General features: G+C 63.6%; 10 protein-coding genes. 5 read left to right on the forward strand and 5 right to left on the reverse strand.

The features are described from left to right. Positions 1-11: 11 nt before the first annotated feature. Together LOY54_RS20560 and LOY54_RS20565 are read right to left on the reverse strand one after the other, a co-directional pair. Positions 12-1,892 carry an MFS transporter gene (locus LOY54_RS20560; protein ID WP_258607738.1) on the reverse strand — a complete coding sequence of 627 codons (1,881 nt, stop codon included), beginning with the start codon at positions 1,890-1,892 and terminating at the stop codon, positions 12-14. A 79-nt stretch (positions 1,893-1,971) separates the two neighbouring features. Beyond that, the gene (locus tag LOY54_RS20565) at positions 1,972-3,117 is read right to left on the reverse strand and encodes a TDT family transporter (protein ID WP_195884824.1); all 1,146 of its coding nucleotides are present in this window, start codon (positions 3,115-3,117) and stop codon (positions 1,972-1,974) included. Positions 3,118-3,281: 164 nt separating this feature from the next. Here LOY54_RS20565 and LOY54_RS20570 point away from each other — a divergent pair, with 164 nt between their 5' ends. Beyond that, complete coding sequence (locus tag LOY54_RS20570; RefSeq protein WP_093380337.1) at positions 3,282-4,466, forward strand: MFS transporter; 1,185 nt, start codon at positions 3,282-3,284, stop codon at positions 4,464-4,466. Positions 4,467-4,664: 198 nt separating this feature from the next. Further along, positions 4,665-4,880, forward strand: a complete 216-nt coding sequence (locus LOY54_RS20575) for a DUF3077 domain-containing protein (protein WP_258607740.1) — start codon at positions 4,665-4,667, stop codon at positions 4,878-4,880. 84 nt (positions 4,881-4,964) lie between these two features. Here LOY54_RS20575 and LOY54_RS20580 read toward each other — a convergent pair whose 3' ends face one another. Next, the gene (locus LOY54_RS20580; RefSeq protein ID WP_213603483.1) at positions 4,965-6,155 is read right to left on the reverse strand and encodes an MFS transporter; all 1,191 of its coding nucleotides are present in this window, start codon (positions 6,153-6,155) and stop codon (positions 4,965-4,967) included. A 91-nt stretch (positions 6,156-6,246) separates the two neighbouring features. Between LOY54_RS20580 and LOY54_RS20585 the strand changes: the two genes are divergently transcribed. Together LOY54_RS20585 and LOY54_RS20590 are read left to right on the forward strand one after the other, a co-directional pair. Further along, positions 6,247-6,792 (forward strand): TetR/AcrR family transcriptional regulator, encoded by a 546-nt coding sequence (locus LOY54_RS20585; RefSeq protein WP_093380335.1) that lies wholly within the window; start codon positions 6,247-6,249, stop codon positions 6,790-6,792. A 120-nt stretch (positions 6,793-6,912) separates the two neighbouring features. Continuing rightward, complete coding sequence (locus tag LOY54_RS20590; protein ID WP_093380333.1) at positions 6,913-10,389, forward strand: PAS domain-containing hybrid sensor histidine kinase/response regulator; 3,477 nt, start codon at positions 6,913-6,915, stop codon at positions 10,387-10,389. Here the strand turns inward: LOY54_RS20590 and rmuC are convergent. Together rmuC and LOY54_RS20600 are read right to left on the reverse strand one after the other, a co-directional pair. After that, positions 10,361-11,749, reverse strand: coding sequence for a DNA recombination protein RmuC (gene rmuC, locus LOY54_RS20595; RefSeq protein WP_176794326.1), 1,389 nt, complete (start codon positions 11,747-11,749; stop codon positions 10,361-10,363). The genes LOY54_RS20590 and rmuC overlap by 29 nt on opposite strands. A 183-nt stretch (positions 11,750-11,932) precedes the next feature. Then, positions 11,933-12,361 carry a tetratricopeptide repeat protein gene (locus LOY54_RS20600; protein ID WP_093387352.1) on the reverse strand — a complete coding sequence of 143 codons (429 nt, stop codon included), beginning with the start codon at positions 12,359-12,361 and terminating at the stop codon, positions 11,933-11,935. A 969-nt stretch (positions 12,362-13,330) separates the two neighbouring features. On the opposite strand from LOY54_RS20600, the gene LOY54_RS20605 reads away from it, so the two are divergent. Beyond that, positions 13,331-13,555, forward strand: coding sequence for a hypothetical protein (locus LOY54_RS20605; protein WP_045195514.1), 225 nt, complete (start codon positions 13,331-13,333; stop codon positions 13,553-13,555). Positions 13,556-13,792: the final 237 nt, after the last annotated feature.

The raw sequence follows: 13,792 nt of genomic DNA on the forward strand, positions 1-13,792 counted from the left end.
GCCCTGCCCTGTCAGCGTGAGTCGCCGCGCAAGGCGCTGACCCGCTCACGCAGCAGCGCCGGCTCTGCCGCTTCCACCGGGACGGCAGAACCGGCCACCAGGGTCACCCGCGACCACAAGCGGCGAAAGAAGCCCTTGGCCGGATCGCGGCTGAAGAAACTCCCCCACAAGCCCTGCAATGCCATCGGGATCACCGGCACCGGCGTCTGCTCGATGATCCGCCGCAGGCCGCCCTTGAACTCGTCGATTTCACCGTCACTGGTCAGCTTGCCTTCAGGGAAGATACACACCAGCTCGCCATCGGCCAGGTACGCGGCAATCTGCTTGAAGGCCCGCTCGTAGGTCTGGGCATCTTCATTGCGCCCGGCAATCGGGATCGCCCCGGCGGTGCGAAAAATGAAGTTGAGCACCGGCAAACGGTAGATCTTGTAGTACATGACGAAGCGGATCGGCCGGCGCACCGCGCCACCGATCAGCAACGCATCGACGAACGACACATGGTTGCACACCAGCAGCGCTGCACCCTGGTCCGGAATCTGCTGCAGGTCGCGGTGCTCGACGCGGTACATGGAATGGCTGAGCAGCCAGATCATGAAGCGCATGGTGAATTCGGGCACGATGCGGAAGATGTAGAAGTTCACCGCAATATTGAGCAGTGACACCACCAGGAACAACTGCGGGATGCTCAGCTTGAGGACACTCAGCAGCACCACGCTGAAGATCGCCGAGACCACCATGAACAGCGCGTTGAGGATGTTGTTGGCGGCAATCACCCGCGAGCGTTGATCCTCGGGGGTGCGCGACTGGATCAGCGCATACAGCGGCACGATATAGAAGCCGCCGAACACGCCCAGGCCGAGAATCGACCCCAGCACCCACCAGGCCTGGCCAATGCCCAGCACCGCCAGCCAGTCATACGGCGCGGCCGCCGGCTGGATCTCGCCGGAGTGCCACCACCAGAGCAGGCCGAACAGGCTCAGGCCAAAGGAGCCGAACGGCACCAGGCCGATTTCCACCTTGTGCCCGCTCATGCGCTCGCACAGCAGCGAGCCGACAGCGATGCCCACCGAGAACAGGGTCAGGATCAGGGTCACCACGGTCTCGTCGCCATGCAGCCATTGCTGGGCGTAACCGGGAATTTGCGTCAGGTACACCGCACCGACGAACCAGAACCACGAGTTGCCGACAATCGAGCGCGACACCGCTGGCGTCTGCTTGAGGCCCATGCGCAAGGTGGCGATCGTCTGGCTGGCGATGTTCCAGTTGATTTTCAGCGCCGGCGTGGACGCAGCGGCGCGCGGGATGGCGCGGCTGGACAGGTAGCCGAGCACCGCCACCAGCAGCACTGCCGACGACGCCCAGACGCCGTAATGGGCGCTGGACATCAGCACCCCGGCACAAATGGTGCCGGCCAGGATGGCCAGGAAGGTGCCCATTTCCACCAGGCCATTGCCGCCGACCAGCTCTTCTTCGCGCAAGGCCTGGGGCATGATCGAGTACTTCACCGGGCCGAACAGCGCCGAGTGGGTGCCCATGCCGAACAACGCCAGGAGCATCAGCCCCGGCATCTGGTTCAGGATGCCGATGGCGCCGACCGCCATGATGGCGATCTCGGCCAGCTTGATCACGCGGATCAAAGCGTCCTTGGCGTACTTCTCGCCAAACTGCCCGGCCAGCGCCGAGAACAGGAAGAACGGCAGGATGAACATCAAGGCACAGGCATTGACCCAGATGGCAGTGTCCTGGCCATGGGAGCTGGCGATTTTGTAGAGAAACAGCAGGATGACCGACTGCTTGAACAGGTTGTCATTGAACGCACCCAGCGACTGGGTGACGAAGAACGGCAAGAAGCGCCGTTTGCCAAGCAGGCTGAATTGTGAAGATTGACTCATCGTCCGTGTACCTGAGTGGGGCTTTGTTATTGGATACGCGCAGGCCGCACAAAGCCACAAACACTCAGGTAAATGCAATCTACTTGTTCAGCCCGGCAATGCACGGCGATACAAACAGCTCACCGCGCCAGGCGCCACGCAGGGTCAGGGCCGTGACCAGCAACCACATTGCCGCCAGCGCTAGCACCAGCAGCATGCCCATGTGCTGGAAGAAACCGAGGCCCAGCCAGGCCGCCAGCTTCAAGGTGGCCAGGGTGTACACCCCGAGCGGGAAGGTAAAGCCCCACCAGCCGAGGTTGAACGGCATGCCATGGCGGATGTAGCGCAGGGTGATCAGCACGGCGGTCAGCAACCACCAGAGCCCGGCGCCCCACAGCACGATACCGGCGATCAGGCCCAGGCCACGGGCGATTTCACCCAGGCTGCCGAGGCCGTTGGCAGCGAAAATCGCCGGGGCATCGGCGCCCAGCAGCAGCATGCCCAGCGCACCGGTACCGATCGGCCCCAAGGCCAGCCAGCTCGATGCGGCCATGTTGGCATGCGGCAATTTGTGCAGGGCCATGCGCAACATGAGGATGGTGAGGATGCTGAACGCCACCGGCAACGACACCGCCCACAGCACGTAGCTGGTGATCAGCACCTGGAACTGCGCATGGGCATCCACCAGGTGCGGCGCCAGCAGGCCGCCGCTGGCAGCGGCGACTTCCGCGGCCACCACCGGCAGCAACCACACCGCGGTCATCTGGTCGATGCTGTGTTCCTGGCGGGTGAACATCAGGTAGGGAATGGCCACCCCGCACAGCAGCGCCAGGCCGACGTCGAACCACCACAGCGCTTCGACCCACGGCAGGATCCCTTCGCCCCAGCGATTGATGCCGAACACCAGGCAGCCGTTGAGGATGGTCGCCAGGCCCATGGGGATGGTGCCGAAGAACATCGATACGGTGGAATGGGCGAAAATCCGCCGCGCTTCGTCGAAGAACATGACCCACCGCGCGGTGTACAGCAGGGTAAACAGCACGAACAGGCCGATGGTCAACAACCACAGCGATTCGGCCAGGCCACGCAGGCCGGGTACATCGACCTGTGCCAGGGCCAGGGCGAGCACGCCGGTGCCCATGGTCGCGGCGAACCAGTTGGGGGTGAACTGACGGATCACTTCACGCGGGTGCGCCAGCTGGCTCAGCGGGCGTAACGGCGAGGTGCGGGTTTGGCTGCAAGACATGATGGATTCTCCTGTCCTCCGGTGAGGTTGTATCCATCTTAGGCCGGGAAAATATATCTATATAACGGGTATTTTCTCTATCTGTTATCGGTTTTACAGATATACAGATTTCACTGCCCGCGGCGTATGCTCGGCAGCGATAACAACAAGGACGTGGCCACTCAATGCTCACCGCTATCAAAGGTTACTCGGCGCAGGTACGCCTGCTGCTGGCAACTACCTTCATCCTCACCCTCGCCCGTGCAATCACCCTGCCCTACCTGGTGGTCTACCTGGCGCAGAACTTCGCCCTGGATATCAGCGGCATCGGCCTGATGATCGGCGGCGCGCTGATTGTCGCCTCGTTGCTGAGCCTGTATGGCGGCTACCTGATCGACACCCTGCGCAGCTACACGGTGATCATCGCCGCGACCCTGACCTTTACTTTGGCCTTTGTCGGTGCGGTGGTCAGCCGCGAACTGAGCCTGTTCTTCACCTGCCTGGTGCTGATCAACCTGGCCCTGGCGGTGGTGGACATCGCCGCCAAAGCCGGCTTCTGTGCACTGCTGCCGCTGGAAGAACGCAGCGAGGTGTTCTCGATCAAGTACACCCTGAGCAACGTCGCCTACGCGGTCGGGCCCTTTGTCGGCGTGGCGCTGGTGCTGCTGGACGATCACCTGCCGTTCCTGCTCTCGGCGCTGCTGGGCCTGGCCATGTGCCTGAGCTACCAGCGCTGGGGCGAGCGCGCGGCGCGGGCGCGGGTCGAAGGCGGCGAACAGGCCGGCTTTTTCAGCGTTGGCGGGCAACTGGTCAAAGATCGCCGGCTGATCTGCTTCACCCTCGGTGGCGCCTTGAGCGCGGTGGTGTTCGGCCAGTTCACCGCCTACCTGTCGCAGTACCTGGTGGTAACCAGCAGCGCCAGCGAGGCGGCGCGCTACATCAGCTACCTGGTGGCCACCAACGCGGTCACGGTAATTGCCCTGCAGTACGTGATTGGCCGGCGCATCAGCAGCCGCCAGTTGATGCCCTGGCTGATGGCCGGCATGGCGCTGTTTCTGGTTGGCCTGCTGGGCTTCTCGCTGGCGCAAACGCTGCTGGCCTGGTGCCTGGCGATGCTGGTGTTCACCCTTGGCGAGATCATCGTCATCCCCGCCGAGTACATGTTCATCGACAGCATCGCCCCGGAACATCTGCGCGGCGTGTATTACGGCGCGCAAAACCTGTCCAACCTCGGCGCGGCGCTGGGCCCGGTGATCTGCGGCTTTGCCCTCGCGCACCTGGTGCCGGTGGCGACCTTTTACCTGCTGATTCTTTCGGTGTTGCTGGCGGCGCTGTTCTATTACCTGGGGGCCCGGCGAGCGCCGAATTAAAGCATCGCGGTGTCTGCGATGAACCAGTGGGAGCGGCGGTGCGGCGACCCGACTTGCCCCGCGATGAGGCCAATACAGTCAGCCGCGGGCTCGGTATTCGGGTGCGCCGGTTCTCTGTCACCGGTCTGCTAACCCGCGTACAGCTGCCACCTTTCGTTTAGCAGCGAAAGATGGTTGCGCCACTGACAGAGGTTACCCATGAAGAAAATCGTCCCCGATCCCCCTAGTCTCGACCTGACCGAGACGACCACCGCGAGCACATCGTTCGGCACCAACCGCATGTTCAGCGTCCGCGAAGGCATACCTGCCGAAGAGGCCCTGCTGCACGCAGGCCAACTGCTGCGCTGCGCCGAAGCCACAGTGAGCGATGCGGTGATTGACGGGGGTGGCGTGCAACGGGTTTTCTCGGACTAAAAGCATCGCGGGGCAAGCCCGCTCCCACAGAGGATCAATGAAATCCTGTAGGAGCGGGCTTGCCCCGCGATGAGGCCAATACAGTCAGCCGCGGGACAAAGCCCGCAGCGGCAAACTCAGAACCGCCGCAACGGCGCACAAAATGATCACCGCCAAGGCATACACCTCGCCTGTCGGCACCAGGCCGAAGCTGCGCACCATCCACCCGGCCAGCATGGCCGGCACGCAGAACGCCAGGTAGCTCAGCACATAGAACGTCGCCATCAGCCCGGCGCGTTCGTGGGCCTCGGCCAGCGGCATGATGCTACGCAACGCTCCAAGGAAGCTGGCGCCAAAGCCGATGCCTGTGACTACAGTAGCGAGGAAAAACAGCCCCAGCTCACCGCGATGCAACGCCAGCAGGATCAACAGCATCCCGACCGGCAACACCCCTGTGCCCAGGCGCAGGATCTGCCCGGCCGGACGCAGCCGCAGGTGGTAGATCGCCACGGCGCCGGTCACCGTCAACGCCGCCACCAGGCCTCCGCCCACCAAATTCGAGGTTGCCCCGGTGGCCTCGCGCGCCAGTGATGGCGCCAGCGACAGGAAGAACCCACCCAGCGCCCAACCGGCGACGTTCACCGGCAGCATACGCAGCACTGCAGCCCGCGCCTGGGGCGGTACATGCAGGGCCGGACGCAAGGATGCCAGGGCGCCGGGCTGGCGGCTGACGCTCTCGGGCAGATGCCACACCAGCAACGCCAGCGTGACGAACAAGCCGAGCAACAGCCAGTAGGCCAAACGCAGCGGCCACGGCGCAAATTCCACCAGCAGGCTGGTACCCAGGGCGCCGCTGGCCATGCCGAGCAAGGGCGTCAGGCTGTTGACCAACGGCCCCTGCTCGCGATCGATATCCAGCAACGCAGCGCCCAGCACGCTGGTGGCCATGCCGGTGGCGAAGCCTTGCAGAATGCGCGCAGCAATCAACCAGCCGACACTGTCGGCCTGCAGGAACAACAGCATGGAGACGCTTTCCAGCACCAATGCAGTGAAGATCAGCGGCCGCCGCCCCAGGTAGTCCGACAACGAACCGACTGTCAGCAGCGCCGCCAGCAAGCTGACGGCATACACCGCAAAAATCAGCGTCAGGGTTACCGCCGAGAACTGCCAGGCTTGCTGGTACAGGTGATACAAAGGCGTCGGGGTGCTCGAGGCGGCGAGAAAGCCGAGCAAGGCAAGTGCCAGGAACATCAGACGAAAACGCCGTGAGGCCGGGGCTTTGAACAACATGAACATGATCAGCACTCCGCTAAAGCAATTATTTAGCTTTTGCGCAGTCTGCTCGCCTTCATTCCTTAACGCAAACCCTTTGTGTTAAGGTCGACCGATGGCGATTAAAGAAGGTATCCGCACGGGTGGGCGCAGCGCCCGTGTGCAGGCATCGGTACATGCGGCGGTACGCGAACTGCTCAAGGAGCAGGACCGCGCGAGCCTGACCGTGCCGCAAATTGCCGCTCGCGCCGGCGTCACCCCGTCAACTATCTATAGGCGCTGGGGCGAATTGGCCGCCCTGCTCGCCGATGTCGCCGTCGAGCGCGTGCTGCCTGACGTGGCGCCGCTGGACACCGGCGAGCTGCGTACCGACCTGCGCGCCTGGACCGAACAGTACCTCGACGAAATCACCTCCGAACCAGGCCGCAACCTGATGCGCGACGTGCTCAGCAGCGCCTGCCCGGGTTACTGCACCAACATCCTGCGCGGGCAACTGCAGGTCATCCTCGACCGCGCCCAGGCACGCGGCGAGGCCCTGCCAGACATCGAACGCCTGCTGGATCTGCTGGTCGCACCGACCGTCTACCGCACCTTGTTCGCCGAAGCCCCGCCGACCCTGGAACAGCTCTACAGCCTGCTTGACCTGGCCTTGCCCGGCTAAGGCCCTGCGACGCTCTGCCACTGCGACCATCGTCGGCGCTGACGAAGCCTTTGCGGCGTGCCAGACTGATTGATCGAGGTTCGCTGTCAGGCTGAATCACCCTTTTGTTTCGGAGTTGTCATGTCGCTGTCCAGTGGGCTGATCGCCGTGGTCGCCCTGGCCTATATGGCCATCATGTTCGCCATCGCCTTTTACGGCGACCGCCGCAGCACACCGCTGCCGCCGCGCCTGCGTGCCTGGGTGTACAGCCTGTCGCTGGCGGTGTACTGCACCAGCTGGACCTTCTTCGGCGCCGTCGGCCAGGCCGCCGAACAACTCTGGGCGTTCCTGCCGATCTACCTGGGCCCTGTGCTACTGCTGCTGTTCGCGCCCTGGGTGCTGCAGAAGATGGTGCTGATCAGCAAACAGGAAAACATCACCTCGATCGCCGACTTCATCGCCGCCCGCTACGGTAAATCCCAGAGCCTGGCGGTGGTGGTGGCGCTGATCTGCCTGATCGGCGTGCTGCCGTACATCGCCTTGCAGCTCAAGGGCATCGTGCTTGGCGTCAACCTGCTGATCGGCGCCGGTGCCGATGCTACTGGCAGCCGTGTGCAGGACACCGCGCTGGTGGTGTCGCTGGTGCTGGCACTGTTTTCGATTGTCTTCGGTACCCGTAGCCTGGACGTCACCGAACACCACCGCGGCATGGTCCTGGCGATTGCCTTCGAATCGCTGGTCAAGCTGCTGGCGTTCCTCGCCGTCGGCGCCTTCGTCACCTTCGGCCTGTTCAACGGTTTCGAAGACCTGTTCAGCAAGGCGCAACTGGCGCCACGCCTGGAAGGCTTCTGGAACGAAACCATCAACTGGCCGTCGATGATCGTGCAGACCGGCGTGGCGATGATGGCGATCATCTGCCTGCCGCGCCAGTTCCACGTCACCGTGGTGGAGAACATCGAACCCCAGGACCTACGCCTGGCGCGCTGGGTGTTCCCGATGTACCTGATCCTCGCCGCGCTGTTCGTGGTACCAATCGCTCTGGCCGGGCAGATGCTGCTGCCCGACTCGGTACTGCCCGACTCCTTCGTGATCAGCCTGCCGCTTGCCGAGGCGCATCCGGCGCTGGCCCTGCTGGCCTTTATCGGCGGCGCGTCGGCGGCCACCGGCATGGTCATTGTCGAGGCCGTGGCGCTGTCGACCATGGTTTCCAACGACATGCTGCTGCCCTGGCTGCTGCGGCGCAACAACGCCGAGCGCCCGTTCGAAGCCTTCCGCCACTGGATGCTCTCGGTACGCCGGGTGACCATCGTCGTCATCCTTTTGCTGGCCTATGTCAGCTACCGCCTGCTCGGCTCTACCGCAAGCCTTGCGACCATCGGCCAGGTGGCGTTTGCCGCCGTGACCCAGCTGACCCCGGCCATGCTCGGCGCCCTGTACTGGAAGCAGGCCAACCGCCGCGGAGTGTTCGCGGGCCTGGCCGCCGGGGTGTTCCTGTGGTTCTACACCCTGGTGCTGCCGATTGCCGCCCATAGCCTGGGCTGGTCGCTGGAGCTGTTCCCGGGCCTGGCCTGGCTGCATGGCAACCCGCTGAACCTGCCGATCACGCCGCTGACCCAAGGCGTGGTGCTGTCGCTGGCGGGTAACTTCACCCTGTTCGCCTGGGTGTCGATCCTCTCGCGCACACGGGTGTCCGAGCACTGGCAGGCCGGGCGTTTCATCGGCCAGCAGACCAGCGCCCGCCCCAGCAGCCGGTCGCTGCTGGCGGTGCAGATCGACGACCTGCTGCACCTGGCTGCGCGCTTTGTGGGTGAAGAGCGCGCGCGGCAGAGTTTCATCCGTTTTGCCTATCGCCAGGGCAAGGGTTTTAACCCCAACCAGAATGCCGACGGCGAATGGATCGAACACACCGAGCGCCTGCTCGCCGGCGTGCTCGGTACCTCCTCGACCCGCGCAGTGGTCAAGGCCGCGATCGAAGGCCGCGACATGCAGCTTGAGGACGTGGTGCGCATCGCTGACGAAGCCTCGGAAGTGCTGCAGTTCAACCGCGCCCTGCTGCAAGGGGCAATCGAGAACATCAGCCAGGGCATCAGCGTGGTCGACCAGTCGCTGCGCCTGGTGGCCTGGAACCGCCGCTACCTGGAGCTGTTCAACTACCCCGACGGGCTGATCAGCGTCGGCCGGCCGATTGCCGACATTATCCGCTACAACGCCGAGCGCGGCCTGTGCGGCCCGGGCGAGGCCCAGGTGCACGTGGCCAGGCGCCTGCACTGGATGCGCCAGGGCCGTGCGCATACCTCCGAGCGCTTGTTCCCCAACGGCCGGGTGATCGAGCTGATCGGCAACCCGATGCCCGGCGGCGGCTTTGTCATGAGCTTTACCGACATCACCCCGTTCCGCGAAGCCGAACAGGCGCTCAAGGGCGCCAACGAAAGCCTTGAGCAACGGGTCGCCGAACGCACCCACGAGCTGTCGCAACTGAACCAGGCACTGAGCGAAGCCAAGAGCCACGCCGAGGCCGCCAACCAGTCCAAGACCCGCTTCCTCGCAGCGGTCAGCCACGACCTGATGCAGCCGCTGAACGCCGCGCGGCTGTTCTCGGCGGCGCTGTCGCATCAGGGCGATGGCCTGTCGGCCGATGCCCAGCAACTGGTCCAGCACATGGACAGCTCGCTGCGTTCGGCCGAAGAGCTGATCAGCGACCTGCTGGACATCTCGCGCCTGGAAAACGGCAAGATCACCCCGGACGTCAAACCCTTCGCCCTCAACGAACTGTTCGACACCCTCGGCGCCGAATTCAAGGTCCTGGCCCAGCAGCAAGGCCTGGATTTCCGCCTGCGCGGCAGCCGCCTGCGGGTGCAGAGCGACATGAAACTGCTGCGCCGGATTCTGCAGAACTTCCTCACCAACGCCTTCCGCTATGGCAAGAGCCCGATTCTGCTCGGCGTGCGCCGCCAGCAGGGGCGCTTGTGGCTGGAGGTCTGGGACCGTGGCAGCGGCATCGCCGACGACAAGCTGCAGGTGATCTTCGAGGAATTCAAACGCCTGGACAGCCACCAGACCCGCGCGGAAAAAGGCCTGGGGCTGGGCCTGGCGATCGCCGATGGCCTGTGCAAGGTGCTTGGCCATCCGCTCGAGGTGCAGTCGTGGCCGGGCAAGGGCAGCGTGTTCCGCGTCAGCGTGCCGCTGGCCACGGCGCCGGCGGCCCCGGTGGCCAGCCCTGCCGAACAGGCCGGGCAGCCATTGGCAGGCCTGCAGGTGCTGTGCGTCGACAACGAAGACAGCATCCTCATCGGCATGAACAGCCTGCTCAGCCGCTGGGGCTGCCAGGTATCCATCGCGCGCAATCGCGCCGAGTGTGAAGCCTTGCTGGCAAGCGGCCTGCGCCCGCACCTGGCGCTGGTGGACTACCACCTGGACGACGGCGAGGTCGGCACCGAGCTGATGGCCTGGTTACGCACACGCCTGGGCGAGCCGGTCCCCGGCGTGGTGATCAGCGCCGACGGGCGCAGCGAGATGGTCGCCCAGGTGCATGCCGCAGGGCTCGACTACCTGGCCAAGCCGGTCAAGCCAGCGGCCTTGCGCGCCCTGCTCAATCGGCATCTGAGCCTGGTCCAGTAAGGGCGCTGGCAGCCAGCGGGTCGCCTTCGCTCATGGCGCGCTCGAGCAGGTCGGCCGGCAGGCTCTTGCTGGCCCGGGCACCGAGCAGCTTGAGCTGTTCGCTGCGGCTGATCAGGTTGCCGCGCCCTTCGCAGAGCTTGTTGCGCGCCGCGCTATAGGCTTTGTCGACCTGCTGCAGGCGGCTGCCAAGCTCGTCCAGGTCCTGGATGAACAGCACGAACTTGTCGTACAGCCAACCGGCACGCTCGGCGATCTCCCGGGCGTTCTGGCTCTGGCGCTCCTGCTTCCAGAGGCTGTCGATAACCCGCAAGGTGGCCAGCAAGGTGGTCGGGCTGACGATCACGATCTGGCGGTCGAAGGCTTCCTGGAACAGGTTCGGCTCTGCCTGCAAGGCGGCCGAAAACGCCGCCTCGATAGGCACGAAGAGCAGGACGAAATCCAGGCTGTGCAGGCCTTCGAGGCGGTTGTAATCCTTGCCGGACAAACCTTTGACATGGTTGCGCAGCGACAGCACGTGCTGCTTGAGCGCGGCCTGGGCAATCTCGCTGTCGTCGGCGCCAACGTACTGCTGGTAGGCGGTGAGGCTGACCTTGGAGTCGACCACCACCTGTTTGTCGCCCGGCAGCATGATCAGCACGTCGGGCTGAAAGCGCTCGCCGTCGGCGCTCTTGAGGCTGACCTGGGTCTGGTACTCGCGGCCCTTCTCAAGCCCGGCGTGCTCCAGCACCCGCTCCAGAATCAGCTCGCCCCAGTTGCCCTGGGTCTTCTGGCCCTTGAGCGCCTGGGTCAGGTTGGTGGCCTCATCGCTCAGGCGCAGGTTGAGCTGCTGCAGGCGTTCAAGCTCCTTGGCCAGCGAGAAGCGCTCGCGGGCCTCTTGCTGATAGCTGTCTTCGACGCGCTTTTCAAAGGCCTGGATGCGCTCCTTGAGCGGGTCGAGCAACTGCCCCAGGTGCTGCTGGCTGGTCTGGGCGAAGCGCTGTTCGCGCTCATCGAAAATCTTCGTGGCCATTTCGGCGAACTGCGCCCGCAGCTCGTCACGCGAGCCCTGCAGGTCGTCGAGGCGTTGCTGATGGCTTTCCTGCTGTTCGCGCAGCTCGGCGCTCAGGGCTGCGCTCTGGGCGTCCAGGCGACGCAATTCGGCTTCGCGGCTGGCGCGTTCGAGCTGCCAGGCATGGGCGGCATCGCGCGCTTCGTCGCGATCGATCTGCAGCAATTCAAGCTCACGGGCCTGAGCGGCCAGCGTCGCCTGCTTGGCGGCATTGGCCTGGCTCAGGTCGCTGATTTCGTCGCGGCTGGCATCGAGCTGGGCGAGCAAGCCTTCCTGAGCCAGCTGCACACTGCTCAGGCGCTCCTCAAGCAAGGCCGCGTCGGCCTGGCGCGCACTCAGGCGCCGTTGCACCTGCAGCACCAGCGCCAGCGACGGCACGGCCGCCACCACAATACCCAGCACAATGCTGGTCAGATCCACTGCCATAGCCACCCCGATCTCCCTCGGCCAACGATCAACGGCTCAGCTTATCAGCCTTGGGCGCACGCGCCGCATTCAGGCTTCAGGCAATTGCCTGAGCAGGCGCAAGGCCTCCTGCGAACCCTGGGCAGCGGCCTGTTCGAGCCAGTAGCGGCCCTGGGCGGGTTCGTTCAGTTGCCCCAAGGCGCACAGCCGGCCGTACTCGAGCTGGGCCCGGCGATCACCGGCGCGCGCCGCCTGGCGCAGCAGTTCGTGGCCGATCCGGCGGTCGCGGGCATTGCCGCAATCACGGCAGAGCATCTGCCCCAGGCGGCTCTGGGCCACCACCACGCCCTGGCGCGCTGGCTGCTTGAGCAAGCGCCCGGCAAAGTGCTTGACGTTGGGGTTGTCACCCAGGCGCGGGCTGTCGAGCAACCACAAGGCCACTTTCAAGGAGAAGCGCTTGGGCTCGGGCAGAGGCGACTGGGCAGTGGGGGCAACGAGGTTTTTGGAGCGAAACTTCATAAAAAACAGCGAAGGCAACTCGAGAGGCGCGCCACTCTACTCCATTTTTCTGACAATGGCCCGGTGCTTTTCTGCACTTTTTTCAAAATATTTCAGTGTTTTTTTCTTGACGTCAGGACGGGTATTTTGTCCCTGACGGAAGACGGTCGAAGGATTGTCGGACACCGGCCAAAAAGCTGGCACGCCCGTCCTAGAGCAAGCGCTCGGGACAATCCACAGAAGCTGTGGATAACTCGGTGGACAACCCCCTAAACCTCCCCGCAAACCCCTATGGAATGGGGCTTTCAGTCAAACTGTCGATTTTTTCACCAGCTAAAATAAGTGTTTTTTTTCATTGACTTAAGGCAACGGCCAAGTCATTGGCGGCCACTTGCCGCCTTGTTGCAGCGCTGTAACAAGGGCTGCCCCAAGTGTGCACAACCGCCCTTTAGCGAGGCATTTCCCTGCACGAAATTGGCACGTTCCCTGCCTTGTTGCACTGCAAAGCCGGCGAATTAGCCCTTCACAGACAGCCTGGAACGCGACATACTGATCGGCTCGCCAGACGAAAAGCCAAAAAGCTTGCCAGCAACGCAAAACTGCGGTAGTCTTGCCGCCGTTAGTACCAAGCTGAAAGTCAATTCTGGCCAAAGCAGTCCTTACAGTGCCCTGCCCCCTCACATCGGACAGGCCTGTTGAAACCAGGACCGGCCCACTCGATGGTTCCCCAGGTAAATCACTTCTTACTCTGACCGAACCAACCTGCAGATTGATCAGGATCTTCACCCAGCGGCATTGAACCCGACCCTGGCTGTTGCCTGTCCTCTGACGTACCTACCAGTCAGCCCCAGCGCCACATGATAAATGCGCCCAAAACTGGCTGCCCTGTTCCAGTCAGGTTCTTCGCACCGGCTTAAATGCTCGCGTTACTGGAACGTTTTATATGTGCACGGATCGAAACCGTGTCTATTGCAGGAACATCTAATAACTATGAATCACTCTACTCATACTCAGGCTGCCATTCGCACCCTTTCCCAGGCATTTGCCCCTCTGAACTGCTTGATCCTGGCGTCGCGCAAAGGCGGCTTCAGCTTCACCCTGGTCAACGAGCACGGCATTGCCCGGCACAGCGAGCGCCTGTACCCGGAGCAATACTCCGAAGCCGAGCCGCTGCAGGCCGTTATCGAGCGCACCCGTCAGGCCCTGGTGGCCTGATCCGCACGACGCTGCAAACGCTCAAGCCCCGCCCTCTGGCGGGGCTTTTTTATGCCTGGCGCCCAACAATCACTAATTGCCGCACGGCATATGATTTATAACTAAAAGCCGCAAATGTTTTAAAAACAGGCCTTTACAGCGCGAATATGACACTACACTTCAACTCAAGCGGCAAAGGCCGCTTCCGGCGGGCCTGACCGACTCTCCAGCTGCCAAGCTCCAGCGTCCGCCGGCCAA

Source organism: Pseudomonas sp. B21-032 (assembly GCF_024748965.1).
Classification (GTDB): Bacteria; Pseudomonadota; Gammaproteobacteria; order Pseudomonadales; family Pseudomonadaceae; genus Aquipseudomonas.

Excerpts from the sequence above, each read along its gene's own strand:
- LOY54_RS20565 (WP_195884824.1), bottom strand. The coding sequence starts at position 3,117 with ATGTCTTGCAGCCAAACCCGCACCTCGCCGTTACGCCCGCTGAGCCAG.
- LOY54_RS20570 (WP_093380337.1), top strand. The coding sequence starts at position 3,282 with ATGCTCACCGCTATCAAAGGTTACTCGGCGCAGGTACGCCTGCTGCTG.
- LOY54_RS20590 (WP_093380333.1), top strand. The coding sequence starts at position 6,913 with ATGTCGCTGTCCAGTGGGCTGATCGCCGTGGTCGCCCTGGCCTATATG.
- LOY54_RS20600 (WP_093387352.1), bottom strand. The coding sequence starts at position 12,361 with ATGAAGTTTCGCTCCAAAAACCTCGTTGCCCCCACTGCCCAGTCGCCT.
- LOY54_RS20580 (WP_213603483.1), bottom strand. The coding sequence starts at position 6,155 with ATGTTCATGTTGTTCAAAGCCCCGGCCTCACGGCGTTTTCGTCTGATG.
- LOY54_RS20585 (WP_093380335.1), top strand. The coding sequence starts at position 6,247 with ATGGCGATTAAAGAAGGTATCCGCACGGGTGGGCGCAGCGCCCGTGTG.
- LOY54_RS20560 (WP_258607738.1), bottom strand. The coding sequence starts at position 1,892 with ATGAGTCAATCTTCACAATTCAGCCTGCTTGGCAAACGGCGCTTCTTG.
- LOY54_RS20575 (WP_258607740.1), top strand. The coding sequence starts at position 4,665 with ATGAAGAAAATCGTCCCCGATCCCCCTAGTCTCGACCTGACCGAGACG.
- LOY54_RS20605 (WP_045195514.1), top strand. The coding sequence starts at position 13,331 with ATGAATCACTCTACTCATACTCAGGCTGCCATTCGCACCCTTTCCCAG.